The following is a 25,703-nucleotide window of genomic DNA, read 5'->3' on the forward strand; positions in this document are numbered from 1 at the left end:
CGAACGCGCGGTTCAGAGCTTCTTGAGCCGCGCGATCGCCTCGCGCAGCGTCGCGTCCTGCTTGGCGAAGCAAAAGCGCACCACGCGCTGGTCGAAGCCGTCGCCGTAGAAGGCCGAGAGCGGGATCGCCGCCACGCCGATCTCGCGGGTGAGCCACTGGCAGAAGTCGGCCTCTCCCAGGTCGCTCACGGCCGAGATGTCCACGCACTGGAAGTAGCTGCCCGTGCTGGGCAGCAGCTTCAGGCGCGAGCCCTCCAGTCCCTGGCGGAACAGGTCGCGCTTGGCCTGGTAGAAGGCCGGCAGCTGCAGGTAGGGCGCGGGGTCATCCAGATAGGCTGCGAGGCCGTGCTGCATGGGCGTGTTGACGGTGAACACGTTGAACTGGTGCACCTTGCGGAACTCCGCTGTGAGCGGCGCGGGTGCGGCCACCGTGCCGACTTTCCAGCCCGTCACATGGAAGGTCTTGCCAAAGCTGGAGACGATGAAGGCGCGCGCCGCCAGGCCCGGAAAGCGTGCCGCGCTCTGGTGCTCGGCACCGTCGAACACCATGTGCTCATAGACCTCGTCGCTGATGAGCAGCACGTCGGTGGGCGCCAGCAACTCCTGCAGCGCCAGCATGTCCTGCTCCGTCCACACGGTGGCGCTGGGGTTGTGCGGCGTGTTGACGATGATCGCGCGCGTGCGCGGCGTGATGGCCGCGCCGATGGCCGCGAAGTCCGGCCGGAAGCTGCCGGGCACCAGCGGTACGCGCACCACGGTGCCGCCGGCCAGTTCGATGTTGGGCACGTAGCTGTCGTAGCAGGGCTCCAGCACGATCACCTCGTCGCCCGGCCGCACCGTGGCGAGGATGGCCGTGAGGATGGCCTGCGTGGCGCCGGCGGTGATGGTGATCTCGGTGTTCGCGTCGTAGGCGCGGCCGTGCAGCGCCTCGATCTTGCGCGCCACGGCCTGCCGCAGCGCCGGCACGCCAGGCATGGGCGGGTACTGGTTGTGGCCGGCCTGCATGGCACGGGTCACGGCATCGACCAGCGCCGGGTCGCAGGCGAAATCTGGAAAGCCCTGGCCCAGGTTCACCGCGCCATGTTCGGCCGCAAGCGCTGACATCACGGTGAAGATGGTGGTGCCTACCTGGGGCAGCTTGCTAGGGACGGCGGGCGTGCGGGTTGAAAGCGGTGCGGCGGAGTTCATGCGGCGAAAGGCGATGGAGCGGGGGGCGATCAATGCTGCGCGAGAGGCGTCAGAGCTCGTAGTCGTTGACGTGCCCGGTCATTGCGCGAGAGATGAGTTCGCGGTTCAGCCGGTCGCTCAGCAGTTCGGCGAACTTGAAGACGAAGTTGCGCAAGTAGGCGCCGCGCTTGAAGGCTACGCGCGCCACGCTTTGGCCGAAGAGGTGGCCCAGTGGGCGCACCACCAGGTCGCTGAGCGGGTCGTCGCGCATGGCCATCTCGGCCACGATGCCTACGCCCAGGCCCAGGCGCACATAGGTCTTGATGACGTCGGAGTCGATGGCCTCCAGCACGATGCGCGGCTGCAGCTTGCGCGCGGCGAAGGCCTGGTCGATCTTGCCGCGGCCGGTGAAGGAAGGGTGGTAGGTCACCAGCGATTCGTGCGCGATGTCGTCCAGGCCGATGCGTTCCTTCTGCGCCAGTGGGTGCGCCGAGGGCATGACCAGCACGTGCTGCCATTCGTAGCAGGGCAGGGTGACCAGGTCCGGATAGTCGGCGAGCGATTCGGTCGCCATGCCGATCTCGGCCACCTCGTCGATCACCATGCGCGCCACCTCGTGCGGCGTGGCCTGGTGCAGGCTGATGTTGACCTTGGGGTAGGCCTCGCGCAGCTTGGCCACCGGCAGCGGCAGCACGTAGCGCGCCTGCGTGTGGGTGGTGGCGATGCTCAGCGTGCCGCTGTCCTGTGCGCTGAACTGCTCGCCAATGCGCTTCAGGTTGCCTACCTCGCGCATGATGAGCTCAATGCTCTTGAGCACGTGCTGGCCAGGCTCGGTGATGCGCTTGAGCCGCTTGCCATGGCGCGCAAAGATGTCCACGCCCAGCTCGTCTTCCAGTTCGATGATGGCCTTGGAAACGCCGGGCTGGGAGGTGTGCAGCGCCTTGGCGGCTTCGGTCAGGTTCAGGTTGCGGCGAGCGGCTTCCTGGACGAAGCGAAACTGGTGCAGGTTCATGTCTGATTGCGGCTAAAAAGTCGCATCATTATGCTGCAATCGTCTAAGGGTTGGACCCCAGGGCGGTGGTTATTCTTCGCTGTCGAAAGGGGCACAGGCGATCTGCGCCATGAGGGCTGTCATGCGCTCGTCCTCGCCGATCGCCTGCTGCACATGCAAATGCAGCGCGGGGTGTTCGGTGCGCAGCTCCTGCACCAGCACCGGCAGATCCTCGCGCGCATGCCGGCCGGTGCCGAGGAACATGGGCACGATGGTGATGCGTCCGACGCCGCTGGCCGCCATCTCGCGTACCACCTGGGGCAGGTTGGGCTCGCTGAGTTCGAGGTACGCGCACTGCACGGCCAGGTCGGGCCGGTCTGCCGCGATGCGCGCGGCAACAGCCTCCATCGGCTTGCTCCAGAGCGGATCACGCGAGCCATGGGCGAACAGCACGACACCGTCGTGTTCGTGGAAGGAAGAGGGCATGGATTCGTTGTGGTGGGTCATCGTCTGAGCACCAGCCACCCGAAGGCGCCGAGCGACAGCACGGTGTAGATCAGCCCGGGCGCAGCGGCGGTGAGCCAGGGCGACCAGTTGCGCAGGTTGCCTGCATAGCCGAACACGTTGTTGAGCAGGAAGAAACTGATGCCGGCCATCACGCCGCCGAACACGTAGGTGGCGATGCCGCCCGAGCGGAAGTGCAGGTAGGCGAAGGGCAGTGACAACACGACCATCACCAGGCAGCTCAGCGGATAGAACACCTTGCGCCAGAACTCGATCTCGTAGCGTTGGGCGGACTGGCCGTTCGATTCGAGGTGGCGGATGTACTGGAAGAGATCGATCGTCGCCATCTTGTCGGGCTTGAGCAGGGAGGCAGCCACCATGTCGGTGCTGATGTGCGTGGGCCAGCGGTATTGAGCTTCCGTGAAGCGCTCCACGTACGCAGCGCGGCTGCCCTGAGTGCCATCGCCCCCCTGATGGAAGATGTTTCGGTGCACGCCTTCGAGGTCCCAGCCGTTGCCGTCGGGCGCGAATTCGCCGCGCTCGGCCCGCAGGGTGGACACGACGCGGCCCCGCCCGTCGAATTCGTACACCCGCACGTTGCGCATGTGGCCGTTTGTGTCGAGCGCGCGCACATTCACAGCGATCGAATGCTCGCCCTGCCGTTCTTTGAGCCAGGCGCCCGTGGCGCCGGAGCTGATCTGCCCGGTGCGCCGCGCCTTGACCAGCTGCGAGGCCTTGTCGCTGAGCGGCGCGAGGTAGTCCCCCACCGCGAAGGTCAGGATGGCGAAGCCGCAGCCCAGCACCAGCAGCGTGCGCAGCGCACGCCAGGGACCCAGCCCGCTGGTGCGCATGATGGTGAATTCGGAGCTCTGCGCCAGCCGCGCCATCACGAAGATGGTGCCGATCAGCACGGTGATCGGGAGCAATTCGTAGAGGTGTGCGGGCAGGCTCAGTGCCACGTAGAGCAGTGCATAGGACAGCGTGTAGCCGGCCTCGCCGGCACGGCCCACCCAGCGCAGCTCGTCCACCATGTCGAAGAAGAAGAACAGTGCCAGGAAGGCCAGCGTGACGAAGGCGACGCCGGTGATGGCCTCGCGGTAGATGAGGCGGCGGATGGTCTTCATGCGGTGCTCCGTGCGCCCAGCAACGTGCGCAGCGACCAGTGGTTATGGCGCCAGGTCAACAGCGCCAGCGCGAAGGCCAGCGCTCCGCCGTGCAGCATCAGCATGAAGGGCCACAGGCCCATGCGCCCGGCAGCCACCCAGCTCTGGCCCACGGTCATGAGGTTGTAGTAGACGATGAAGGAGAAGAGGGCGAACATCATGCTGCCGCTGCGGCCAGCGCGCGGGTTGACCACGGCGATCGCCAGGCCCAGCACGACGAAGTTGAGTGCCGCGAATGCCAGGCCCAGGCGCCAGCCCAGCTCGGCCAGGTCGTTGGGTGTAGGGTCGCGCAGCAGGGTTAGCGTGTCCTGCGTTTTCACGGCCGCTTCATCTGAGCCGCTGGACGACGAGGAGCCGATGCGCATGCCGTACTCGACGAAGTCGCTGACCTTGATGTCGGGCTTGTCCAGCGAGGCCTCCAGCCGCTGGCCGTCACTCAGGATGACCATGCGCTCGCCCTTGCGCATTTCGAGCCGCGCGCTGCGCGCGGAAGTGACCGTTTCTCGGTCCTTCTCGGTCGTGGCGACGAACACGTTGCTGGCTTCGCCGGCGTTGGATGTTGCCTTGTCGATGAAGAAGACGCGCGTGCCGTTGGCCGATTCCTGGAATTCACCCGGGGCGATGCGATCGATGTCGCTGCGCTGCTCGTACTGCGTGCGCAGCTCCACCACCTGGCGGTTGGCCCAGGGCCATATGGCCAGCGCCAGCGCGGCGACCGCCAGCATCACCGGCCAGGCGAAGCGCAGCAGCGGCGCGAGCAGGCTCATGAGCCCGCGCCCGCTGGCGAACCAGATCACCATCTCGCTGTCGCGGTACATGCGCGAAAGTGTGCTCACGGTGGCCACGAAAAGGCTCAGGGTGAGGATGGTGGACAACTGCCCCAGCACGGTGAAACCCATCACCAGCATCACGTCCGATGGGCTCACGCTGCCGCGCGCGGCTTGGCCCAGCGTGCGGATCAGCATCATCGTCATGACCACGGTGATCAGCACCACCAGCGTGGCCCCGAAGCTGCGCGCCAGCTCCTTGCGGATGGATGAATCGAATAACATTGGCTCGAAGGAAAACGCCGATTATGAACTTCGATCTGAAGACCCTGCCGCTATCCACCGCCGCTGCCGAGAAGTGCGACTTGCTGATCGTGCTGGTGCCGGAGGGATTCAAGCCCGCGTCCGACGCGCTGTCCACGCTGGTGGCGCATGCCTTGAAGCAAGGTGACCTGGAGGCCAAGGCGGGCAAGAGTCTGTCCCTCTACAACGCCCCCGCCGTGGCCGCTCGCCGGCTGGTGCTGGCCGGTGCGGGCGAGGGCAGCGCCAAGGCGGTGCGCCAGGCCCTGCTGGCGTGCTCGTCCGCGCTCAAGGGCCCTCAGATCAAGCGGGCCGCGCTGGTGTTCGCCGGTGACTGCGATGCGGATGCCGTCTGCGCCGCCGTGCTGGCCGTGGCTGATGGCAGCTACGTGTACACCGCCACCAAGTCCAAAGCGGAGGCGCCTGCCCTGGGCCGCGTGACCGTGGGCGTGCCTGATGCGGCAGTCGTGCGTGAAGGCTTCGCCCGAGGTACGGGCGTGGCGGCGGGTGTCGATTTCGCCCGCGAGTGGGCCAACCGGCCGGCCAACCATGCCACTCCCACGCTGCTCGCCCATGCGGCCAAGACACTGGCCAAGGCGCCGAATGTCCAATGCAAGGTGCATGGGCCCGCCGAGGTGGCGCGTCTGGGCATGCGTTCGTTCATGGCTGTGGCGCGGGGTTCAGAAGAACCGTTGCGCTTCATTGAGCTGCATTACAACGGCGCCGCCAAGAGCGTGCCGCCCGTGGTGCTGGTGGGCAAGGGCATCACCTTCGACACCGGCGGCATCTCCATCAAGCCGGCGGCGGAGATGGACGAGATGAAGTTCGACATGGGTGGCGCGGCCAGTGTGCTGGGCACCTTCCGCGCCCTGGCCGAGCTCAAGCCCGCCATCAATGTGGTGGGACTGATTCCCGCCTGCGAGAACATGCCCGACGGCCGCGCCGTCAAGCCCGGCGACGTGGTGACCACCATGAACGGCCTCACTGTCGAGGTGCTGAACACCGACGCCGAAGGCCGACTGGTGCTGTGTGACGCGCTAACGTACGCGGCCCGCTTCAAGCCCCAGGCTCTGGTGGACATCGCCACGCTCACGGGCGCTTGCGTGATCGCGCTGGGCAATCTGCGCAGCGGGCTCTTCGCCAGCGACGACGCGCTTGCCGCCAAGCTCCAAGCCGCTGGCGAGGCCGCGCTCGACCCCTGCTGGCGCATGCCGCTGGACGATGAGTACGCCGAGAGCCTGAAGAGTAATTTTGCCGATATGGGCAACGTGGGCGGGCGCGCTGGCGGCTCCATCACCGCTGCGAAGTTCTTGCAGCGCTTCGTGGGCGACACGCCCTGGGCGCATCTGGACATCGCCGGCACGGCCTGGAAGGGTGGCGCGGCCAAGGGCGGAACGGGCCGGCCCGTGGGCCTGCTGGTGCATTACCTGCTGGACGTAGCCCGCGGTGCTGCAGCAGGTACCGCGCGAGCGGGTGCCACGCGTCGCAGAGCGGTCAACACGTCTGCCTCGGCGCCTGCCAAGGCGTTGCGCTCGGCCGCTTGAGGCGCCTGCAAGTCCATGCCCCAACCCATGCGGCGGCGATGACCGAGATCGCGTTCCATTTCAATGCGCCTGACAAGCTGGCCTACGCTTGCCGGTTCGCACGCAAGGTGTCCCGCGCAGACGTCCGGCTGGCCGTCACAGGACCACAGGATCAGCTCGAACAGCTCGATCGCATGCTCTGGGCCATGGCGCCTACCGACTTCGTCGCCCACTGCCGGGGCGATGCAGACGAGGAGATGTGCAAGGTCTCGCCCGTGATCCTGGTCCCCGATGCGGGGAGCGCGCCGCACAGCGACGTATTGCTCAACCTCTGGGCGGACGTGCCGGCGGCCTTCAGTCGCTTCGGCAAGCTGATCGAGGTCGTGAGCAGCCAGGACGAAGCTGACCGTCAGGCCGCGCGGGAGCGCTGGCGGCATTACGCATCGCGGGGCTACGCAATCATTCGCCACGATCTGGTGCTGAAAGGCGGCTGACCGTGGCAGCGCCGCAAACTCCCGCAGGGCAGCCCCCCAAATTTGTGCCCACGCTCACCGAGGTGGTGCAGGTCGACGACATTGCGAACGAGGTGCTGCCAGCGGCCGTGTTTGCCTCACCGCCACCAACGGTCGCCACGCCTTCCGTCTCTGTAGGGCCGCTCGCGCCCGGGGAGGGGGCGAAGCCCCCGGCGCACTCTGCCTTGCCTTTGGCGCCCACTCCGCAACCGCCGCTTTCGGCTTTGCCCGAAGGCATCGAGGAGTACATCGTCCACCGCGTCATGCAGCGAGTGGATGTGGTGCTCGACCAGCGCCTGCGCGAAGCCATCGCCACCGTGGTGCAGGAGCAAACGCGCTCCCTGGTGCCGCGCTTGAGGGAGGAGGTCGAGTCGGTGGTGCGGCATGCGGTTTATGAGGCGGTGGCCGATGAACTGGCACCCGGCCGCGCGACTCCGTTGTGAGTTGACAGGGTTTATCCCTGTGAATTCCGACGATGTTTCGCGTGTTCCCTAGTGTTCTGGCCCGTAAATTGCGATATGTTTCCCCGCGTTGAGACACAACAATATTTCTCAGCGTTTACCTTTATTGGAGATCCCTATGCAATTGAAGTTGAAACTGACCGTCCTCGCAGCGATCGCCGCAGTGGCAGGCATGGCCACCGCCCAAGAAGTGGTGAAGATCGGCCACGTGGGCCCGGTTTCTGGTGCGCAAGCGCATTACGGCAAAGACAATGAAAACGGCGCCCGCATGGCGATCGAAGAGCTGAACGCCCAAGGCGTGAGCATCGGCGGCAAGAAGGTCAAGTTTGAACTGCAGGCCGAAGACGATGCAGCCGATCCGAAGCAAGGTACCGCTGCTGCCCAAAAGCTGTGCGACGCCAAGGTCGCCGGCGTGGTGGGTCACCTGAACTCTGGTACCACCATCCCCGCTTCCAAGGTCTACAACGACTGCGGTATCCCTCACGTCACCGGTGCGGCCACGAACCCCAACCTGACCAAGCCCGGCTACAAGACCACCTTCCGCATCATCGCCAACGACAACGCCCTGGGCGCTGGCCTGGCTGCCTATGCGTCTGACACGCTGAAGCTCAAGTCCGTGGCTATCATCGACGACCGCACAGCCTACGGCCAGGGCGTTGCCACCGTGTTCAAGAAGGTCGCGGCCGAGAAGGGCATCAAGGTGGTGGACGAGCAGTTCACGACTGACAAGGCCACTGACTTCATGGCGATCCTGACGGCCATCAAGGCCAAGAACCCCGACGGCATCTTCTTTGGCGGCATGGATCCCCAGGCCGGCCCCATGCTGCGCCAGATGGAACAGCTGGGCATGACCAACGTCAAGTATTTCGGCGGCGACGGCATCTGCACGTCCGAAATCGCCAAGCTGGCGGCGGGTGCCAAGACGCTGTCCAACGTGGTCTGCGCAGAAGGCGGCGCATCGCTGGCCAAGATGCCTGGCGGCACGGCCTGGAAGGCCAAGTACGATGCCAAGTACCCCGGCCAGTTCCAGGTGTACAGCCCCTACACCTATGACGCCACCATGCTGCTGGTCGATGCCATGAAGCGTGCAGGTTCGTGGGATCCAAAGGTCTATACCCCTGAGCTGGCCAAGTCCAACTACAAGGGCGTGACCGCCAACATCGCCTTTGAGCCCAACGGCGAACTGAAGAACCCCGCCATCACGCTGTACGTGTACAAGGACGGCAAGAAGACGCCTCTGAACTGAGCGCGCATGCTGTCATAGCCTGCAAGGGTGCGGCTCAGGCCGAGGCACCTGGCGGGAGATGAGCGAAAGCCGGGAGGATCGTACAGATCCTCCCGGCTTTTTTCATGGTGTCGGCGCAGCGCCGCGGCGAAGCCCTTGGCGGGGCCCGCACACAGACGAAAAAAAACGGCCAATGGCCGTTTTTTTTCTTCAGCGCCAGCCGCTCTTCTACGAGCCGGGCTGCGCGAACGTCGGAATCACTCGACCTTGGCCTTGGCGCGCAGGTCTTCCTGGAACTTGGCCAGCTTCTGCTGTTGCAGTTGCTGTGCGATCTGGGGCTTCACGTCCTCCAGCTTGGGCAGTTGCGCATCGCGCACGTCGTCCAGGCGGATCACATGCCAGCCGAACTGGCTCTTGACCGGCACTTGCGTCATCTGACCCTTGTTCAGCTTGACCAGGGCTTCGGTGAATTCGGGCACGTAGGTGCTGGCGTTAGCCCAGTCCAGGTCTCCGCCGCGTGCAGCGGAGCCGGGGTCCTTGGATTGCTTCTTGGCGAGGTCAGAGAACTTGGCGCCCTTCTTGATGGCGGCGATGATGGCCTTGGCATCATCTTCCTTGTCCACCAGGATGTGGCTGGCCTTGTATTCCTTGCCGGTGTTGGCGGCGACGTACTTGTCATACTCCGCCTTGATTTCGGCGTCGGTGACGGGGTTGCTCTTCTGGTAGTCGGCGAAGAGCTCACGGATCAAAATGGCCTGGCGAGCCAGTTCCATTTGGGACTTGTAGTCGGCAGAACCTTCCAGGCCGCGCTTTTGCGCTTCCTGCATGAAGATTTCGCGTGCGATCACTTCTTCCTTGATTTGGCTTTCGATATCAGGAGTGATGGGGCGGCCCGAGCGTTCCACTTGCTGTTTCAGCGCTTCGGCGCGTTCCTTGGGAACGGCCTTGCCATTCACGATGGCGATGTTTTGCGCGGAGACCGGCAGAACCACCGTGCCCAGCAGAGCTGCGGCGACGAGGCCGGACAAGAGCTTTTTCTTCATTCGATTTCCAAAAAAAGGAAGTGATTGCAGCACCTGCGGCTGCGTGCCCTGCGAGGGGCTGGTCAGAGAGTTTCTATGGCAATGGCATGGGCGCCGTTGTCAATAAAAACCTGCAGCGCATCATACACAAGGCGATGACGGGCCACCCGTGTACGCCCCGTAAAGAACGGTGACGCAATGCGTACCCTGAAGTGGGTACCAAAACCCGTGCCATTGGACCCTACATGGCCCGCGTGGTCGGCACTTTCGTCCAGCACTTCGAGGTGGGTTGGGGTGAGCATTACCGTCAGGCGGCGCTGCATGGCGTCGGCGGTGACGGGGTATTGAAGAAGCGCGTCGTTGCCGCTCATGGCTGGACATCCTTCGTTCCTGGTGCCACCGCGTCATCGGCAGAGCCTTCCTTGAGGAAGCGGCTGATGTAGAGTGCCTGCAGCACGACGAAGACGACCATCAGGCCCATGCCGCCGAAGAGCTTGAAGTTGACCCAGGTGTCGGTGTCGAAGCGGTAAGCCACCCAGAGGTTGACGACGCCCATCACCGAGAAGAAACCCGCCCAGGTCCACTGCAGCGTGCGCCACACCGGTTCGGGCAGCTGCATCTGACCACCCATCACGGAGCGGATCAGGTTCTTGCGGAAGATGAGTTGGCCCAGCACCAGCGCCGCGGCCATCAGCCAGTAGAGCACCGTGGGCTTCCACTTGATGAAGGTGTCGTTGTGCGCGAGCAGCGTGGCGCCGCCGAAGACGACGATCACCCCAAGGCTCACCCATTGCATGGGCTCGACCTTGCCGTGCTTGACGCGCAGATAGGCGATCTGCGCCACGGTGGCGGCGATGGTCACGCCTGTGGCCACGTAGATTCCCCAGACCTTGAAGGCCACGAAGAACAGGATGATGGGGAAGAAGTCGATCAGCAGTTTCATGAAGCGAGGGGCATGGAGCGTGCGGGCCGGCGGCGTGGCAGCCTCTCCGCCCTGAACGGTTGGAGCGGGGCTATCAGCGTGCCGGCGGCTCGAAGTCGAGCGACGCGGAATTCATGCAGTATCGCAAACCTGTGGGGGCCGGGCCGTCTTCGAAGACGTGGCCCAGGTGCGCCCCGCACTGGGCGCACACGGTTTCGGTACGGACCATGCCATGGCTGCGGTCCACCACTTCCTTGATGGCGCCGGGCACGGCCTGCGAAAAGCTGGGCCAGCCACAGCCCGCGTCGAACTTGGTGTCCGAGTCGAACAGCTTGGCGCCGCAGCAGATGCAGTGGTAGCTGCCGTCGGCCCAGTAGGCCTCGTACTTGCCGGTGAAGGGGCGTTCGGTGGCCGCGTGGCGAGTGACCTGGTAAGCGGCGGGTTCGGCGCCTTTGTCTTTCAGCAGAGCCTGCCATTCGGCTCCGGATTTCTCGATGGGGAAGGTCATGATGAGCAGCTGATCTCGATGGTGGAGGCCCATGCGGGCGGGAAGTCGGCCCAATGGGCGTCCTGTTCTGCGTGTTCGTCGAAGGGTCGCTCCAGCAACGCCTGCAAGGTGTGCAACACGGAAAAGTCGCCCGCCTTGGCGGCGCGGATGGCTTCTTCGCCCAGGTGGTTACGCAACACGAACTTGGGGTTGGCCTGGAGCATTGCAACAGCCGCCCGCGCAGGGTCCGTCTGCGCCGCGTGCTCCTGATAGGTGAGCAGCCAGGCGTCCCAGCCGGCACGGTCGAGAAACAGGTCGCGCACGGGCTCGTACTCGCCCGACGCGCGCGCATGCGAAAGGCGGCGCCAGAAGATCGGATAGTCCACCTTGCCTGCTGCCAGCAGTTGCAGCAGCGCTTCGATCAGCGCGACGTCCGAAGCCTGCGACTCGTCGGCGCCGCGCTGCGCCAAGCCGAGCTTGGATCGCATGCGGGCGATGAATTCAGACGGGAAAACGTCCTTGTACGATTCCAGCGCGGCCTGGGCGTGTTCCGTCTCGCCGATCAGCGGCATAAGGGCCTGCGCCAGGCAATAGAGGTTCCAGTAGGCCACGTTGGGCTGCCGGCCGAAGGCGTAGCGTCCCTGGCTGTCGCTGTGGTTGCAGATGTGGCCGGGGTCGAAGGCATCGAGGAACTGGAACGGGCCGTAGTCGATGGTGAGCCCCAGGATGCTCATGTTGTCGGTGTTCATCACGCCGTGGCAGAAGCCCACGGCCTGCCAGTGCGCGAGCAGCGCCGCCGTGCGTTCGCTTACCGCTTGCAGCAGCGCCGCATAGGCGTTGCCGCCGAAGGCAGTGGTGCTTCGGCAGTCGGGGTAATAGCGGTCGATGACGTAGTCGGCCAGCTGGCGCAGCTCTTCGGTTTGCCCGCGGGCAGAGAAGTGCTCGAAATGCCCGAAGCGGATGAAGCTGGGTGCGAGGCGCGTCACGACGGCCGCGGTTTCGACCTCTTCGCGATAGACGGGTGCGGGCGAGCCGGTAAGGCAGAGCGCGCGCGTGGTGGGCACGCCCAGCGCGTGCATGGCCTCGCTGCACAAAAACTCGCGGATGGACGAGCGCAGCACGGCCCGGCCGTCGCCCATGCGCGAGTAGGGCGTGCGGCCGGCGCCCTTGAGCTGCACTTCGATGCCGCCATGGGTTTCGCCCAAAAGGATGGCGCGGCCGTCGCCCAGCTGTCCGGCCCAGACGCCGAACTGATGGCCGCTGTAGACCGATGCCATCGGCTGCATGCCGGGCAGCACCGCGTTGCCGCTGAAGGCCTGCACCGCCTCGCCTGAAGTCAGCCATGTGGGCGCAACGCCCATCCAGGCCGCGGCGCTTGCGCTGACCGCGATGGCGTGTGCGGCAGGCAGCGGCGTGGGCTGCAGGTCGGTGAAGAAGGCGGGGCCGAGGGCGGCGAAACCATTGCGCCAGGCGAGGGCAGCGCTTGCGGATGTGTCGCCCGAAGGCAGTGGGGAGGGCATGCGCCGATTGTCTCGCAGGGCCTATCTCCCGGTGGCGCAAGGGCCTTGGTGTGCGGCTCTGGCGCTCCGCCGTCTGTCCGCTGCGTGACAGCCCCAGGCCCCGTGGCACGACGCGCGGGATATTCCTGCCCCGGCGGCCGGGCCCCAGGCGATAGGATGGCTTTTCATCGGAAATTCATACCTATAAAGGAGCACATACATGCTGGGCCTGATGCAGAACCAACCGCTGTTGGTGTCGTCACTGATCGAGTTCGCCGAGCGTCATCATGGCGACGCCGAGATCGTCTCGCGCCGCGTCGAGGGCGACATCCATCGCTACACCTACCGCGACCTGTCGGCCCGCGCCAAGCGTCTGGCCAACGCGCTGGACGGCCTGGCGCTGCAGGCCGGCGACCGTGTGGCCAGCCTGGCCTGGAACGGCTACCGCCATCTGGAGATGTATTACGGCGTAAGCGGCTCCGAACGCGTATTGCACACCATCAACCCGCGGCTGCATCCCGACCAGATCGCCTGGATCGTCAACCATGCCGAAGACCAGGTGCTGTGCTTTGACCTCAGCTTCCTGCCGCTGGTGCAGGCCGTGCATGCGCGCTGCCCCACCGTGCGCCACTGGGTGGCGCTGTGCGATGCCGACCGGCTGCCCGAAGGCAGCGGCATTCCTGGCCTGATGAGCTACGAGGCGCTGATCGCTGGCGCATCGCCCGACTATGCCTGGCCGCGCTTCGACGAGAACGCCGCCTGCGGCATGTGCTACACGAGCGGCACCACGGGTAACCCCAAGGCCGCGCTCTACAGCCACCGCTCCAGCACGCTGCACGCCTATGCGGCGGCCTTGCCCGACGTGATGTGCCTGTCGGCACGCGATGCGGTGCTGCCGGTCGTGCCCATGTTCCACGTCAATGCCTGGGGCATCCCGTATTCCGCGCCGCTCACCGGCTGCAAGCTGGTTTTTCCGGGTCCGGCCCTCGACGGCAAGTCGGTCTACGAGTTGATGGAGGCCGAGGGCGTCACCTTTGCCGCGGGCGTGCCCACTGTGTGGCAGATGCTGCTGGGTCACGTCAAGGCGGCCGGTCTGCGCTTTTCCACGCTCCAGCGCACGGTGATCGGCGGAGCGGCCTGCCCACCGGCCATGATCCAGACCTTCCAGGAGGACTACGGCGTTCGCGTGCTGCATGCCTGGGGCATGACCGAGATGAGCCCGCTGGGCACGCTGACCACGCTCAAGCGCAAGCAGCTCGACTGGCCCAAGGACGCGCAGATGAAGGTGCTAGGCAAGCAGGGCCGCGCCATCTATGGCGTGGACATGAAGATCGTCGATGGCGCGGGCCGTGAACTGCCATGGGACGGCAGGACCTACGGCGATCTGCTGGTCAAGGGCCCATGGATCGTCGCGAGCTACTTCAAGGGCGAGGGCGGCGACCCGCTGGTGCCCGACGAGCATGGCATCGGCTGGTTCCCGACCGGCGACGTGGCCACCATTGATGCGGACGGCTTCATGCAGATCACCGACCGCAGCAAGGACGTGATCAAGTCCGGGGGCGAGTGGATCAGCTCCATCGACATCGAGAACATCGCGATGGCCCACCCCGGCGTGGCCATGGCGGCCTGCGTGGGCATGCCCCACCCGAAGTGGGACGAGCGCCCCATCGTGGCCGTGGTGCGCAAGCCTGGGGCCGATGTGACGCGCGAGGAGCTGCTGAAGTTCTACGAAGGCAAGACTGCCAAATGGCAGATCCCCGATGACGTGGTGTTCGTAGAGGCGATCCCGATCGGCGCCACCGGCAAGATGCTCAAGACCCGGCTGCGCGAGCAGCTGGCGGGCTATCGCCTGCCGGGGCTCTGAGGCGCGTCGAACCCCGCCGGCAGTCGCTTGCGCGATAGCGGCTACGGGCATTCCCTCAAACGTCTCCTGAGGCAAGCCGATACGCTGGGCCGCATCGACAACACCTCAGGAGACAGACATGGGTTTCGCTATCAAGGCAGTAGCAGCATCGGTCCTGTTGGCCAGCGCCGGCGGCGCATTCGCCCAAAAAGGCGACACCGTCAAGATCGCCTGGCTGGACCCCCTGTCGGGCCTGATGGCGGCCGTCGGTACCAACCAGCTCAAGAGCTTCCAGTTCCTGGCCGAGGAGTTCAACAAGAAGAACGCGTCGGGCGTGAAATTCGAGATCATCGGCATCGACAACAAGCTCAGCCCCCAGGAGACCACCAGCGCGCTGCGCTCGGCCATGGACCAGGGCGCGCGCTACGTGGTGCAGGGCAATGGCTCCGGCCCGGCGTTGGCCATCATCGACGCGCTGGAAAAATACAACGCGCGCAACCCGGGCAAGGAGGTGGTGTTCCTCAACTATGCGGCGGTGGATCCGGACCTCACCAACAGCAAGTGCAGCTACTGGCACTTCCGGCTCGATGCCGACACGTCGATGAAGATGGAAGCCATGACCACCTTCATCAAGGACAAGCCCGAGGTCAAGAAGGTCTATCTCATCAACCAGAACTATTCGCACGGCCAGCAGGTTTCCAAGTACGCCAAGGAGAATCTGGCGAACAAGCGCCCCGACATCCAGATCGTGGGCGACGACCTGCACCCTCTGGCGCAGGTGCGCGATTTCTCGCCCTATATCGCCAAGATCAAGCAGTCCGGCGCCGACACGGTCATCACCGGCAACTGGGGCTCGGACCTGGCCCTGCTGATCAAAGCCGCGAACGATTCGGGCCTGAACAACGTCAACTTCTACACCTACTATGGCGGCGTGACCGGCAGCCCCACTGCGATGGGCGCGGCAGCGGCGGGGCGGGTGTACATGACCTCGTACAACCACCTGAACCTGCCGGGCGACATCGGCCGCATCGTCAAGGACTTCAAGGCCAAGTTCAACGACGACATGTACACCGGCGCCGTCTATCACGCCTTCGCCATCCTCGATGCCGGCTTCGTCAAGGCCAAGTCCACCGACCCGGTGAAGGTGGCTGCGGCGATGGAGGGAATGAAGTTCAACAGCTTCAATGGCGAGGTCGAGATGCGCAAGACCGACCACCAGTTGCAGCAGGGGCTCTTCGTCTCGCGTTGGGAGAAAGCCGGCGGCAAGTACCCGTACGATGCCGAAAACACCGGCTACACCTTCGTTCCGGTGAAATACTACGAGCCCTATGTGGCGAGCACGCCCACGTCGTGCCAGATGAAGCGGCCGTCCTGAGCCGCCGGCCGCCAGCGCCCTCGCGGGCCCGGGCTGGGCCCGGGTTTTTTCCATCCCCAGGCATCGCGTGATTCGCCCGGCGCCGGCTTCATTGGCCGCGCCGCCAGGTCCCCGCTGCCCGCCGAAGCGAAGCACTCCGATGAGTCTTGAATTTTTCGTGATCTCCCTGCTGAACGGCGTCAGCTACGGGCTGCTGCTGTTCATGCTGAGCTCGGGCCTGACCCTGATCTTCAGCATGATGGGCGTGCTCAATTTCGCCCACACCAGCTTTTACATGCTGGGCGCCTACTTCGCCTACACGATCTCGGGCGTGATCGGCTTCTGGCCCGCGCTCTTCGTCACGCCACTGCTGATCGGTGCGATGGGTGCGGCGTTCGAGCGCTTCGCACTGCGCCGGGTCCACCAGTTCGGCCACGTGCCCGAACTGCTGGTGACGTTCGGCCTGTCCTATCTCATTCTGGAGCTGGTGCAGCTGGTCTGGGGCCGTTCCACCGTGCCCTATGCGCTGCCCAGCCAGCTGCAGGGGCCGCTCTTCACGCTCTACGGCACGCAGTTTCCGAAGTCGCGCTCCTTCGTCATGCTGGTGGCGGTGCTGATGCTGTTGTCTGTCTGGCTGCTGCTCACGCGCACGCGCATCGGCTTGGTGATCCAGGCTGCGCTCAAGCACCCCGAGATGGTCGAGGCGCTGGGCCACAACGTGCCGCGTGTGTTCATGCTGGTGTTCGGCGGTGGCTGCGCGCTGGCGGGGCTGGCGGGCGTGATCGGGGGCAACACCTACATCACCGAGCCGGCCATGGCCGCGTCAGTGGGCTCCATCATCTTCGTGGTGGTCGTGGTGGGCGGCATGGGCTCGCTCGCAGGGGCCTTCCTTGCGTCGCTACTGATCGGGCTGGTGCAGACCTTCGCGGTGGCACTGGACTATTCGCTGGTGCATGCCTTTGCGCGCTTCGGCGTGCAGATCACCGAGCAGACCTTCGGCTGGCCGGTGCTCAAGCTCACCATCTCGCAGATCGCGCCGATCCTTCCGTATCTGCTGCTGGTGCTGATGCTGATCTTCCGGCCCAAGGGTCTGCTCGGCACCCGGGAGGACTGAAAACCATGAACCAAGCACCGCTATCTCCTTCCGCCGCCGGGCGCGATCGCGCAGGACGGCTCAGCCCGGGTCGCATGATCGTCTGGGGCGCCTTCGCGCTGGCGCTCATCGCCGCGCCCTGGGTGTTCACGAGCAGCCTGGCGCTCACCATGCTCTCGCAGATCGGCTATCTGATCATCATCTGCCTTTCCTACAACATCCTGCTGGGGCAGGGCGGGATGCTGAGCTTCGGCCATGCGGTCTATACCGGTCTGGGCTCGTTCATCGCCATCCATGCCATGAACCTGGCGGGGCAGGGCACGCTGCACATTCCGCTGGTGCTGATCCCGGTGGTGGGCGGGCTGGCAGGCCTGTTCTTCGCCGCGCTGCTGGGCTTCGTCACCACGCGCAAGTCGGGCACCACCTTCGCCATGATCACGCTGGGCATCGGCGAGCTGGTGGCGTCGATGGCGCTGATGTTCCCGGGCTTCTTCGGCGGCGAGGGCGGCATCACCACCGACCGGGTCTACGGCAAGCCCTTCTTCGGCATCAGCTTCGGGCCCGCGCTGCAGGTCTATTACCTGATCGCCGCGTACTGCTTCATCTGCACCGCGCTGATGTTCGCCTTCACCGGCACGCCACTGGGGCGCATGCTGAACGCGGTGCGCGACAACCCCGAGCGCGTGGAGTTCATTGGCTACAACACGCAGCGCGTGCGCTACTTCGCCTTCATCATCGCTGGCTTCTTCGCGGGCGTGGGCGGGGGGCTGGCGGCGATCAACTTCGAGATCGTCACGGCAGCCGACAGCGTGAGCGTGATGCGCTCGGGCGGCTACCTGCTCTTCACTTTCCTGGGCGGCGCCACCTTCTTCTTCGGGCCCATCATCGGGGCGGTGCTGCTGGTGTTCGCCTCGGTGCTGCTGTCGGAGCTCTCGAAGGCCTGGCTGCTCTACCTGGGCCTGGTCTTCCTCTTCATGGTGATGTATGCGCCCGGCGGCATCGCCAGTCTGATCATGATGAACGTGCGCCTGGCGCGTTTCGGCAAGCTGCGCGGGCTGCTGCCTTCGTATCTGGCGCTGGCAGTCACGGCGCTGCTCGCGGTGCTGGGCTTCGCGGCGATGGTCGAGATGACCTATCACCTGCAGCTCAATGCGGCGCTGGGCCCGCAGTTGCCCTTCATGGGCGCGACGCTGGATGCGCGCGCGCCGGCCAGCTGGATCGGCGCGGCCGTGCTCTTCGCCATCGGCGTGGGCCTTTTCGAGTGGCGGCGCCGGGACTTCAGGCGCCGCTGGGAAGCCATCCAGGAAGCCATCGAGCATCGCATGCAGCGCGGGGAGGGCGCCTGAATGAACCTGAACCTCAGCAGCAGCAATGCGCACCCACAGAAGAGCCCGGCCGGTGCTGCCGGCGCTTGCGGCAGCACCCAGACGCCGGCGTTGGAACTGCGCGACGTGCGCAAGCGCTTCGGCAAGACCGAGATCATCCGCGGCGCCAACCTGGCCGTTGCGCCGGGCGAGCGCGTGGCCATCATCGGGCCCAACGGCGCGGGCAAGTCCACGCTGTTCAATCTCATCAGCGGGCGCTTCGGGCCCAGCAGCGGCGAGGTGCTGCTGCACGGCCAGCGCATCGACGGCAAGGCGCCCTATGAGATCAACCGGCTGGGCCTGTCGCGCAGCTTCCAGATCACCAACATCTTCCCCAAGCTCAGCGTGTTCGAGAACCTGCGCTGCGGCGTGCTGTGGAGCCTGGGCTACCGCTACACCTTCCTGCGCTTCCTCTCGGGCCTGCACGACGCCAACGAGCGGGCCGAACAGCTCATGCAGATGATCCAGCTGGGCGGCAAGCGCGACACGCTGGCCATGAACCTGACCTACGCCGAGCAGCGCGCACTGGAGATCGGCATCACCATCGCCGGTGGCGCCAGCGTGATCCTGCTGGACGAGCCCACGGCCGGCATGAGCAAGAGCGAGACCACGCGCTTCATCCACCTCATCAAGGAGGTGACCGTGGGCCGCACCCTGCTGACCGTGGAGCACGACATGGGCGTAGTCTTCGGCCTGGCCGACAAGATCGCCGTGGTGGTCTATGGCGAGGTGATCGCCTTCGACGAGCCCGAGGCCGTGCGCGCCAATGCGCGCGTGCAGGAGGCTTATCTGGGCTCGGTCATCGCGGCGCAGCAGGAAGGAGGGCACTAGACATGCTTCACATCGACAACCTGCACGCCTACTACGGCAAGAGCCATGTGCTGCACGGCGTTTCCTTCGACGTGCGGCCCGGCGAGATCGTGGCCCTGCTGGGGCGCAACGGCTCGGGGCGCTCCACCACCGCCAAGGCCATCATGGGCCTGGTGGACTGGCAGGGCACGCTCGAATGGAAGGGTCAGCCGCTCACCGGCAAGAAGGCCTACGAGATTGCCCACCTGGGCCTGGGCTACGTGCCCGAGAGCCGCGATGTGTTTCCCCATCTCACCGTGCACCAGAACCTGCTGCTGGGCCAGAAGGGCAAGGGCCGGGGCAGCCGCTGGAGCTTCGACGACATGTACGAGATGTTCCCGCGGCTGAAGGAGCGCCAGCACACCGAGGCGGGCGTGATGTCGGGCGGCGAGCAGCAGATGCTCACGCTCTGCCGAACGCTCATGGGCGACCCCGAACTCATCATCATCGACGAGCCCACCGAGGGCCTGGCGCCCAAGATCGTCGAGCTGGTGGCCCAGTACCTCACGGCCATCAAGGCGCGCGGTGTATCGGTGCTGCTCATCGAGCAGAAGCTCACCATCGCCATGACGATTTCCGACCGTGCACTGGTCATGGGCCACGGCAGCGTGGTGTTCGACGGCACGCCCGATGCGCTGCGCGCGGATGCCGGCGTGCGCAAGGAGTGGCTGGAGGTCTAACCTCCACCGACGGGTGCTCCGGCGGGGCATCCGCGCCGGCTGTCCGGTCTGGGACAGAACCGTCTTGGAACCTGCATCCGCCGCCCCTAGAATGAAAAAGCACGATCGTTCGATTTGGCGGCCCCGTGCCGCTGCTGCCATCTTCTATTCACTTCCGAGGAACCACAGAGCATGACTGCTGCCTACGAAGTTCACGGCGACATCGCCGTGATCACGCTGAACAACCCGCCGGTCAACGGCCTGGGCCATGCCACCCGCAAGGGCATCACTGACGGGATCGAACGTGCCAATGCCGATGCGGCCGTGAAGGCCGTCGTCATTACCGGCGCGGGCGGGGCCTTCTCGGGCGGCGCCGACATCAAGGAGTTCGGCACCGACAAGGCGCTGCAGGAGCCCAACCTGCTGTCCGTCATCAGCACGGTCGAAAATTCCGCCAAGCCCGTGGTTGCGGCCGTCCACACCGTCTGCATGGGCGGCGGGCTGGAACTGGCGCTGGGCTGCCACTACCGCATCGCTGCGCCCGGCTGCAACGTGGCGTTGCCCGAGGTGAAGTTGGGCCTCGTGCCCGGCGCGGGCGGCACGCAGCGCCTGCCGCGCGTGCTGGGCGTGGAAGCGGCGCTCAACATCATCGTGAGTGGCGAGCCGGTCAAGAGCGAGCTGATTGGTTCCTTCCCCGGTCAGAAGCTGTTCGACAAGATGGCCGCCTCGACTGAATCTCTGGCTGAAGAGGCGCTGGCCTTCGCCCGCAGCGTGGCCGATGCGCGCCCGCTGCCGCTGGTGCGCAATCTGCCCTGCAAGCACCCCGAAGGCGATGCCTACTTCCAGTTCGCACGCAACATGGTCAAGGGCATGGCCAAGAACCTGCCCGCGCCCGCCAAGTGCGTGGATGCGGTCGAAGCCGCCACCAAGCGCAAGTTCGCCGACGGCATGGCCTATGAGCGTGAGATCTTCATCAACCTGATGTGGACGCCCGAATCGCGGGCGCTGCGCCACATCTTCTTCTCCGAGCGCGCGGCCAGCAAGATTCCGGACGTGCCCTCCGACACGCCCCAGCGCGCCGTGAAGACGGTGGGCGTGATCGGCGCCGGCACCATGGGCGGCGGCATCGCCATGAACTTCCTCAACGCCGGCATCCCGGTCACGATTCTGGAGACCAAGCAGGAGGCGCTGGACCGCGGCATCGCCACCATCAAGAAGAACTACGAAGCCCAGGTCAAGAAGGGCAAGCTCAAGGAAGACAAGTACCAGCAGCGCATGGACCTGCTCCAAACCACGCTGAGCTACGACGACCTGAAGGACGCGGACCTCATCATCGAGGCCGTGTTCGAGGAAATGGGCGTCAAGGAAGCCGTGTTCAAGCAGCTCGACGCCGTGGCCAAGCCCGGCGCCATCCTGGCCTCCAACACCTCCACGCTCGACGTGGACCTGATCGCCGCCTTCACCCAGCGCCCGCAGGACGTGGTGGGCATGCACTTCTTCAGCCCCGCCAACGTGATGCGCCTGCTCGAAGTGGTGCGCGGCAAGGCCACGGCCAAGGACGTGCTGGCCACCGTGATGGCCATCGCCAAGAAGATCAAGAAGACGGCCGTGGTCTCGGGCGTGTGCGACGGCTTCATCGGCAACCGCATGATCGAGCGCTACAGCCAGCAGGCCGGCTTCCTGCTCGACGAAGGCGCCACGCCCCAGCAGGTGGACCGCGCCATCGAGAAGTTCGGCTTCGCCATGGGCCCGTTCCGCATGGGTGACCTGGCCGGCAACGACATCGGCTGGGCGATCCGCAAGCGCCGCGCCGTCGAGCGCCCGGACATGAAGTACAGCCGCACGGCCGACAAGCTCTGCGAGCTGGGCCGCTTCGGCCAGAAGACGGGCGCGGGCTGGTATGACTACCAGGCCGGCAAGCGCGACGCCATCCCGAGCGAGCTGGTCAACAAGATGGTCGAAGACCACCGCAAGGAACTGGGCATCACGCCGCGCAAGATCAGCGACGAGGAGATCGTTCAGCGCCTGGTGTTCTCGCTGGTGAACGAGGGCGCGAAGATCCTGGACGAGGGCATCGCCAGCAAGGCCGGCGACATCGACATGGTGTACCTGACCGGCTACGGCTTCCCCATCCACCGCGGCGGCCCCATGCACTACGCGAGCGAACTGGGCCTCTTCAACGTCGAGCAGGCCATGAAGCGCTTCGCGAAGAACCCGCTGGACGACGCTTCCGCGTGGGAGCCAGCGCCGCTGCTCTCACGCCTGGCCGCCGAAGGCAAGGCCTTCGCCTGAGCACCGCTCAGCGCAGCGCTTTTGCAGCACCCAGCCGACAGAACAAGGAATTCCGCACATGACCTCCGCAGTGATCGTCTCCACCGCCCGCACCCCGCTCGCCAAGAGCTGGAAGGGCTCGTTCAACATGACCCACGGCGCCACGCTGGGCGGCCACGCCGTGCAGCATGCCGTGCAGCGCGCCGGCATCGACGGCGCAGACGTCGATGACGTCCTCATGGGCTGCGCCACGCCCGAAGGCGCCACCGGCAGCAACATCGCCCGGCAGATCGCGATCAAGGCCGGCCTGCCCGTCACGACCTCGGGCATGACCATCAATCGCTTCTGCTCCTCGGGCCTGCAGACCATCGCCACCGCCGCCCAGCGCATCATCGCGGGCGAGGGCGATGTCTATGTCGCCGGCGGTGTCGAGAGCATCTCCTGCGTGCAGCAGGAAATGAACCTGCACATGATCCGTGACCTGGCGCTGGAAAAGCAGAAGCCCGAGATCTACTGGAACATGCTGCAGACGGCCGAGCAGGTCGCCAAGCGCTACGGCATCGGCCGCGAGGCCATGGACGAATACGGCGCCGCCAGCCAGCAGAAGGCCTGCGCCGCGCAGGCCGCCGGCCTGTTCGACGCCGAGATCGCGCCCATCACCGTCACCGCCGGCATCGCCGACAAGACGCTGGGCCTCATCACCAAGCAGGTCACCGTCTCCAAGGACGAAGGCACGCGCGAAGGCACGACGGTGGAGGCCATCCGCGGCCTGCGTTCCGCCCTGCCGGGCGGCCTGGTCTCGGCCGGCAACGCCAGCCAGTTCAGCGACGGCGCGGGCGCCTGCGTGGTGGTGAGCGAAGCCTACGCCGGCAAGCATGGCCTCAAGCCCCTGGGCCGCTTCCTGGGCTTTGCCGTGGCCGGCTGCGAGCCCGACGAGATGGGCATCGGCCCCGTCTTCGCCGTGCCCAAGGTGCTCAAGAAACTGGGCCTCTCGGTGCAGGACATCGATCTCTGGGAACTGAACGAGGCCTTCGCCGTGCAGGTCATCTACTGCCGCGACAAGCTCGGCATTCCGGCCGACCGCCTGAACGTCAACGGCGGCGCCATCGCCCTGGGCCACCCCTATGGCGTGAGCGGCCAGCGCTTGACGGGCCACGCCCTGATCGAAGGCAAGCGGCGCGGCGCCAAGCGCGTGTGCGTCACGATGTGCATCGGCGGCGGCATGGGCGCTGCGGGCATCTTCGAGGTGCTTTAAGCCGCCAGAGCGTCTGACCTTACGCCTTCCTATTGGCGCCCCGCCAGGCCTGCAGGCCCGCGCGGGGCGTTTTCGTTGGCGCGCGGGTCATTCACCAGGACTGCGCGGCGGGCGTGCCCTGGTGGTAGCGCAATTGCCAGCCGAGCGCCGTCCGCTGCCAGACCGACGAGCGCAGCGTGTGCAGCTCCAGGCCGCCGTCGGTCCGGCGGCGGGCGGATCGGTAGCTGAGCAGCGCCACCGTGGGCTCCAGCAGCGTGACGGCGAAGCCGTCGGATAGCACGGCAGGGGGCGACACCAGCCCGGCCAAGTACTGGATCACCGTATCCCGCGTATAGGGGCAGCCTGATCGGCCGACCTCATGGAAACCGGGGTGCAGCAACTGCTCCAGCCGTTCGCGGCTGCAGGGCTGGCCGGGGTGGTGCAGTTCGACTTCGAGCGCTTGCAGTTCGGCGAGCAGGGCGGTCATGGCGTGGGGTGTTTCCGGCGGATGGTCGGGCTTGCGGCGGCGCTGCCGGACTATAGGCCGGCTCAGGCAAGGGACGATGCCTTGCGTCACCCAGCGGACATGCCGCACCGCACCCCCTCTCCATAATTTCCCGCATGACCACCTCACTGCGTTCCACCCTCGAGTTCCTGCTCCACCACTGGCTTGAGGCCGATGCGCTGACCGCCCGGGAGCGCTTTTCCGACCATTCGCGCGAGACCTTCGATGCCGTGCTGGATACCAGCGAACGCATCGCGCGCGAGAAGTTCGCGCCCTTCAACCGGCTGGTCGATACCGAAGAGCCGCGCACCGCCACCCAGCCCGACGGCACGCTGCGCGTGGTGCTGCCGGAGGCCACGCACGCCGCGCGCCGCGCCTACGCCGAATCGGGCCTGCTGAGCGCCGCGCAGGACTACGCCATCGGCGGCATGCAGCTGCCCTATACGGTGGAGGCGGCAGCCAACAGCTTCTTCGCGGCGGCCTCGGTCAGCATCGGCTCCAACCTGCTTACGTCGGGCAATGCCAACCTGCTGATGGCGCACGGCACGCCGCTACAAAAGCAGGTGTTCGCGCAGAACGAATTCGACGGCCGCTGGGCCGGCACCATGTGCCTGTCGGAGCCCCAGGCGGGCTCGTCCCTCTCCGACGTGGCGACCCGCGCCGTGCCCGATGGCGAGGGCTTCGAGGGCGATGCGCTCGGGCCGCGCTACCGGCTCACCGGCAACAAGATGTGGATCAGCTCGGGCGACCACGAGATGACCGAGAACATCGTGCATCTGGTGCTGGCCAAGATTCCCGGGCCCGACGGCAAGCTGGTGCCGGGCGTCAAGGGCATCTCGCTCTTCATCGTGCCCAAGCAGCTGGTGGACGAAGCAGGGCGCCTGACCGGCGAGCGCAACGACGTGGCGCTCGCCGGCCTCAACCACAAGCTGGGCTGGCGCGGCACGACCAACACGCTGCTCAACTTCGGCGAGGGCACCTACCCGGTGCGCGGCGGCGCGGGCGCCATCGGCTATTTGGTGGGCCAGCCTGGCGAGGGCCTCAAGTGCATGTTCCACATGATGAACGAGGCGCGCATCGGCATCGGCATGGCGGCCACCATGCTGGGGCTGGCGGGCTACTACGCCAGCCTGGACTATGCGAAGAACCGCCCTCAGGGCCGGCCCTTGGGTAAGGGCGGCAAGGATGCCGCCGCGCCCCAGGTGCGCCTGATCGAGCACGCCGACATCAAGCGCATGCTGCTGGCGCAGAAGAGCTACGGCGAAGGCGCGCTGGCGCTCAATCTCTATTGCGCGCGGCTGGTGGACGAGCAGCACACCGGCAGCGCCCAGGCGGCCGACGAAGCGCGGCTGCTGCTGGAAGTGCTCACGCCCATCGCCAAGAGCTGGCCCAGCGAATGGTGCCTGGAGGCCAATTCGCTCGCCATCCAGATCCACGGCGGCTACGGCTACACGCGCGACTTTGCGGTGGAGCAGTACTGGCGCGACAACCGCCTGAACATGATCCACGAGGGCACGCACGGCATCCAGGCCATGGATCTCCTGGGTCGCAAGGTGCTGATGGAGGGCGGCCGGGGCCTGATGCTGCTGGCCGGCTGCATCGACGCCACGGTGCAGCAGGCCATCCAGCAACCCGCGCTGGCCGCCCATGCCAATGCCCTGGCCGGCGCGCTGGCCGAAGTGGGCGCAGCCACCAAGGCCGCCTGGGCCACGGGCGAGCCCGCCGATGCGCTGGCCAACGCCGTGCCCTACATGCAGGCCTTCGGCCACACGGTGCTGGCCTGGATGTGGCTCGACCTGGCCCTCGCCACGCTGCGCGCGGATGCTACGCTTTCGATAGCTTCCAGCGAAGGAAGGATGGGCGCCATGCGCTATTTCTTCCATTACGAGCTCCCCAAGATCGGCGCCTGGCTGAATGTCGTTCGCCAGCGCGATACGACCTGTGCGGCGCTGCCCGAAGACGCGTTCTGAACCCGTTCTGAGCGCCCG

24 protein-coding genes are annotated in these 25,703 nt (G+C 65.9%); 13 read left to right on the plus strand and 11 right to left on the minus strand.

Annotation, left to right across the window (positions count from 1 at the left end; all coding sequences use genetic code 11):
- Window positions 1-12: 12 nt before the first annotated feature.
- From AC3A84_RS04985 to lptF, 5 genes are all read right to left on the minus strand, one after another.
- Entirely contained in the window at window positions 13-1,188 is a 1,176-nt protein-coding gene (locus tag AC3A84_RS04985) for a pyridoxal phosphate-dependent aminotransferase (RefSeq protein ID WP_487968544.1), read from the minus strand.
- A 49-nt stretch (window positions 1,189-1,237) separates the two neighbouring features.
- Window positions 1,238-2,179, minus strand: coding sequence for a CysB family HTH-type transcriptional regulator (locus AC3A84_RS04990; RefSeq protein ID WP_487968545.1), 942 nt, complete (start codon window positions 2,177-2,179; stop codon window positions 1,238-1,240).
- A gap of 69 nt (window positions 2,180-2,248) precedes the next feature.
- The gene (locus AC3A84_RS04995) at window positions 2,249-2,644 is read right to left on the minus strand and encodes a sirohydrochlorin chelatase (RefSeq protein WP_487968546.1); all 396 of its coding nucleotides are present in this window, start codon (window positions 2,642-2,644) and stop codon (window positions 2,249-2,251) included.
- Between the two features lie 17 nt (window positions 2,645-2,661).
- On the minus strand, window positions 2,662-3,786 hold the full coding sequence (gene lptG / locus AC3A84_RS05000) for an LPS export ABC transporter permease LptG (RefSeq protein WP_487968547.1): 1,125 nt from the start codon (window positions 3,784-3,786) through the stop codon (window positions 2,662-2,664).
- Complete coding sequence (gene lptF / locus AC3A84_RS05005) at window positions 3,783-4,877, minus strand: LPS export ABC transporter permease LptF (protein ID WP_487968548.1); 1,095 nt, start codon at window positions 4,875-4,877, stop codon at window positions 3,783-3,785. The genes lptG and lptF overlap by 4 nt, the downstream gene beginning before the upstream one ends.
- A gap of 23 nt (window positions 4,878-4,900) precedes the next feature.
- On the opposite strand from lptF, the gene AC3A84_RS05010 reads away from it, so the two are divergent.
- The 4 genes from AC3A84_RS05010 to AC3A84_RS05025 all read left to right on the plus strand — a co-directional run bounded on the left by AC3A84_RS05010 (window position 4,901) and on the right by AC3A84_RS05025 (window position 8,634).
- Entirely contained in the window at window positions 4,901-6,436 is a 1,536-nt protein-coding gene (locus AC3A84_RS05010) for a leucyl aminopeptidase (protein WP_487968549.1), read from the plus strand.
- A gap of 38 nt (window positions 6,437-6,474) precedes the next feature.
- Window positions 6,475-6,909: a DNA polymerase III subunit chi gene (locus AC3A84_RS05015; protein ID WP_487968550.1), complete on the plus strand. Its 435-nt coding sequence runs from the start codon at window positions 6,475-6,477 to the stop codon at window positions 6,907-6,909.
- Between the two features lie 203 nt (window positions 6,910-7,112).
- Window positions 7,113-7,370 (plus strand): hypothetical protein, encoded by a 258-nt coding sequence (locus AC3A84_RS05020; protein WP_487968551.1) that lies wholly within the window; start codon window positions 7,113-7,115, stop codon window positions 7,368-7,370.
- Between the two features lie 136 nt (window positions 7,371-7,506).
- On the plus strand, window positions 7,507-8,634 hold the full coding sequence (locus AC3A84_RS05025; RefSeq protein ID WP_487968552.1) for a branched-chain amino acid ABC transporter substrate-binding protein: 1,128 nt from the start codon (window positions 7,507-7,509) through the stop codon (window positions 8,632-8,634).
- Window positions 8,635-8,870: 236 nt separating this feature from the next.
- Here AC3A84_RS05025 and AC3A84_RS05030 read toward each other — a convergent pair whose 3' ends face one another.
- From AC3A84_RS05030 to AC3A84_RS05050, 5 genes are all read right to left on the minus strand, one after another.
- Window positions 8,871-9,656 carry a peptidylprolyl isomerase gene (locus AC3A84_RS05030; protein WP_487968553.1) on the minus strand — a complete coding sequence of 262 codons (786 nt, stop codon included), beginning with the start codon at window positions 9,654-9,656 and terminating at the stop codon, window positions 8,871-8,873.
- Window positions 9,657-9,718: 62 nt separating this feature from the next.
- On the minus strand, window positions 9,719-10,006 hold the full coding sequence (locus AC3A84_RS05035; protein ID WP_487968554.1) for a BolA family protein: 288 nt from the start codon (window positions 10,004-10,006) through the stop codon (window positions 9,719-9,721).
- Complete coding sequence (locus tag AC3A84_RS05040; protein WP_487968555.1) at window positions 10,003-10,578, minus strand: septation protein A; 576 nt, start codon at window positions 10,576-10,578, stop codon at window positions 10,003-10,005. Before AC3A84_RS05040 ends, AC3A84_RS05035 begins: the two co-directional genes overlap by 4 nt.
- A 73-nt stretch (window positions 10,579-10,651) precedes the next feature.
- Window positions 10,652-11,065, minus strand: coding sequence for a peptide-methionine (R)-S-oxide reductase MsrB (gene msrB, locus AC3A84_RS05045; protein ID WP_092939032.1), 414 nt, complete (start codon window positions 11,063-11,065; stop codon window positions 10,652-10,654).
- Window positions 11,062-12,564 carry a protein adenylyltransferase SelO gene (locus AC3A84_RS05050; protein WP_487968556.1) on the minus strand — a complete coding sequence of 501 codons (1,503 nt, stop codon included), beginning with the start codon at window positions 12,562-12,564 and terminating at the stop codon, window positions 11,062-11,064. The genes msrB and AC3A84_RS05050 overlap by 4 nt, the downstream gene beginning before the upstream one ends.
- Window positions 12,565-12,763: 199 nt before the next feature.
- Between AC3A84_RS05050 and AC3A84_RS05055 the strand changes: the two genes are divergently transcribed.
- The 8 genes from AC3A84_RS05055 to AC3A84_RS05090 all read left to right on the plus strand — a co-directional run bounded on the left by AC3A84_RS05055 (window position 12,764) and on the right by AC3A84_RS05090 (window position 23,231).
- Entirely contained in the window at window positions 12,764-14,407 is a 1,644-nt protein-coding gene (locus tag AC3A84_RS05055; protein ID WP_487968557.1) for a 3-(methylthio)propionyl-CoA ligase, read from the plus strand.
- A gap of 118 nt (window positions 14,408-14,525) precedes the next feature.
- Window positions 14,526-15,761, plus strand: coding sequence for a branched-chain amino acid ABC transporter substrate-binding protein (locus AC3A84_RS05060; RefSeq protein ID WP_487968558.1), 1,236 nt, complete (start codon window positions 14,526-14,528; stop codon window positions 15,759-15,761).
- Window positions 15,762-15,900: 139 nt separating this feature from the next.
- Complete coding sequence (locus AC3A84_RS05065; protein ID WP_487968559.1) at window positions 15,901-16,854, plus strand: branched-chain amino acid ABC transporter permease; 954 nt, start codon at window positions 15,901-15,903, stop codon at window positions 16,852-16,854.
- A 5-nt stretch (window positions 16,855-16,859) separates the two neighbouring features.
- A complete protein-coding gene (locus AC3A84_RS05070) occupies window positions 16,860-18,179 on the plus strand; it encodes a branched-chain amino acid ABC transporter permease (RefSeq protein ID WP_487968560.1) in 1,320 nt (439 codons plus the stop codon).
- The gene (locus AC3A84_RS05075) at window positions 18,180-19,028 is read left to right on the plus strand and encodes an ABC transporter ATP-binding protein (protein WP_487968561.1); all 849 of its coding nucleotides are present in this window, start codon (window positions 18,180-18,182) and stop codon (window positions 19,026-19,028) included.
- 2 nt (window positions 19,029-19,030) lie between these two features.
- A complete protein-coding gene (locus AC3A84_RS05080; protein ID WP_288511311.1) occupies window positions 19,031-19,726 on the plus strand; it encodes a branched-chain amino acid ABC transporter ATP-binding protein in 696 nt (231 codons plus the stop codon).
- Between the two features lie 171 nt (window positions 19,727-19,897).
- Window positions 19,898-21,997, plus strand: coding sequence for a 3-hydroxyacyl-CoA dehydrogenase NAD-binding domain-containing protein (locus AC3A84_RS05085; RefSeq protein ID WP_487968562.1), 2,100 nt, complete (start codon window positions 19,898-19,900; stop codon window positions 21,995-21,997).
- A gap of 58 nt (window positions 21,998-22,055) precedes the next feature.
- Window positions 22,056-23,231, plus strand: a complete 1,176-nt coding sequence (locus tag AC3A84_RS05090) for an acetyl-CoA C-acyltransferase (protein WP_343589134.1) — start codon at window positions 22,056-22,058, stop codon at window positions 23,229-23,231.
- Between the two features lie 91 nt (window positions 23,232-23,322).
- Here AC3A84_RS05090 and AC3A84_RS05095 read toward each other — a convergent pair whose 3' ends face one another.
- Window positions 23,323-23,697 carry a nuclear transport factor 2 family protein gene (locus AC3A84_RS05095; protein ID WP_487968563.1) on the minus strand — a complete coding sequence of 125 codons (375 nt, stop codon included), beginning with the start codon at window positions 23,695-23,697 and terminating at the stop codon, window positions 23,323-23,325.
- Between the two features lie 134 nt (window positions 23,698-23,831).
- On the opposite strand from AC3A84_RS05095, the gene AC3A84_RS05100 reads away from it, so the two are divergent.
- Window positions 23,832-25,685: an acyl-CoA dehydrogenase gene (locus AC3A84_RS05100; protein WP_487968564.1), complete on the plus strand. Its 1,854-nt coding sequence runs from the start codon at window positions 23,832-23,834 to the stop codon at window positions 25,683-25,685.
- Window positions 25,686-25,703: the final 18 nt, after the last annotated feature.

Source organism: Paracidovorax sp., from assembly GCF_057642795.1.

Excerpts from the sequence above, each read along its gene's own strand:
- AC3A84_RS04985 (WP_487968544.1), bottom strand. The coding sequence starts at position 1,188 with ATGAACTCCGCCGCACCGCTTTCAACCCGCACGCCCGCCGTCCCTAGC.
- AC3A84_RS04990 (WP_487968545.1), bottom strand. The coding sequence starts at position 2,179 with ATGAACCTGCACCAGTTTCGCTTCGTCCAGGAAGCCGCTCGCCGCAAC.
- AC3A84_RS04995 (WP_487968546.1), bottom strand. The coding sequence starts at position 2,644 with ATGCCCTCTTCCTTCCACGAACACGACGGTGTCGTGCTGTTCGCCCAT.
- lptG (WP_487968547.1), bottom strand. The coding sequence starts at position 3,786 with ATGAAGACCATCCGCCGCCTCATCTACCGCGAGGCCATCACCGGCGTC.
- lptF (WP_487968548.1), bottom strand. The coding sequence starts at position 4,877 with ATGTTATTCGATTCATCCATCCGCAAGGAGCTGGCGCGCAGCTTCGGG.
- AC3A84_RS05010 (WP_487968549.1), top strand. The coding sequence starts at position 4,901 with ATGAACTTCGATCTGAAGACCCTGCCGCTATCCACCGCCGCTGCCGAG.
- AC3A84_RS05015 (WP_487968550.1), top strand. The coding sequence starts at position 6,475 with ATGACCGAGATCGCGTTCCATTTCAATGCGCCTGACAAGCTGGCCTAC.
- AC3A84_RS05025 (WP_487968552.1), top strand. The coding sequence starts at position 7,507 with ATGCAATTGAAGTTGAAACTGACCGTCCTCGCAGCGATCGCCGCAGTG.
- AC3A84_RS05030 (WP_487968553.1), bottom strand. The coding sequence starts at position 9,656 with ATGAAGAAAAAGCTCTTGTCCGGCCTCGTCGCCGCAGCTCTGCTGGGC.
- AC3A84_RS05035 (WP_487968554.1), bottom strand. The coding sequence starts at position 10,006 with ATGAGCGGCAACGACGCGCTTCTTCAATACCCCGTCACCGCCGACGCC.
- AC3A84_RS05040 (WP_487968555.1), bottom strand. The coding sequence starts at position 10,578 with ATGAAACTGCTGATCGACTTCTTCCCCATCATCCTGTTCTTCGTGGCC.
- msrB (WP_092939032.1), bottom strand. The coding sequence starts at position 11,065 with ATGACCTTCCCCATCGAGAAATCCGGAGCCGAATGGCAGGCTCTGCTG.
- AC3A84_RS05050 (WP_487968556.1), bottom strand. The coding sequence starts at position 12,564 with ATGCCCTCCCCACTGCCTTCGGGCGACACATCCGCAAGCGCTGCCCTC.
- AC3A84_RS05055 (WP_487968557.1), top strand. The coding sequence starts at position 12,764 with ATGCTGGGCCTGATGCAGAACCAACCGCTGTTGGTGTCGTCACTGATC.
- AC3A84_RS05060 (WP_487968558.1), top strand. The coding sequence starts at position 14,526 with ATGGGTTTCGCTATCAAGGCAGTAGCAGCATCGGTCCTGTTGGCCAGC.
- AC3A84_RS05065 (WP_487968559.1), top strand. The coding sequence starts at position 15,901 with ATGAGTCTTGAATTTTTCGTGATCTCCCTGCTGAACGGCGTCAGCTAC.
- AC3A84_RS05070 (WP_487968560.1), top strand. The coding sequence starts at position 16,860 with ATGAACCAAGCACCGCTATCTCCTTCCGCCGCCGGGCGCGATCGCGCA.
- AC3A84_RS05075 (WP_487968561.1), top strand. The coding sequence starts at position 18,180 with ATGAACCTGAACCTCAGCAGCAGCAATGCGCACCCACAGAAGAGCCCG.
- AC3A84_RS05080 (WP_288511311.1), top strand. The coding sequence starts at position 19,031 with ATGCTTCACATCGACAACCTGCACGCCTACTACGGCAAGAGCCATGTG.
- AC3A84_RS05085 (WP_487968562.1), top strand. The coding sequence starts at position 19,898 with ATGACTGCTGCCTACGAAGTTCACGGCGACATCGCCGTGATCACGCTG.
- AC3A84_RS05090 (WP_343589134.1), top strand. The coding sequence starts at position 22,056 with ATGACCTCCGCAGTGATCGTCTCCACCGCCCGCACCCCGCTCGCCAAG.
- AC3A84_RS05095 (WP_487968563.1), bottom strand. The coding sequence starts at position 23,697 with ATGACCGCCCTGCTCGCCGAACTGCAAGCGCTCGAAGTCGAACTGCAC.
- AC3A84_RS05100 (WP_487968564.1), top strand. The coding sequence starts at position 23,832 with ATGACCACCTCACTGCGTTCCACCCTCGAGTTCCTGCTCCACCACTGG.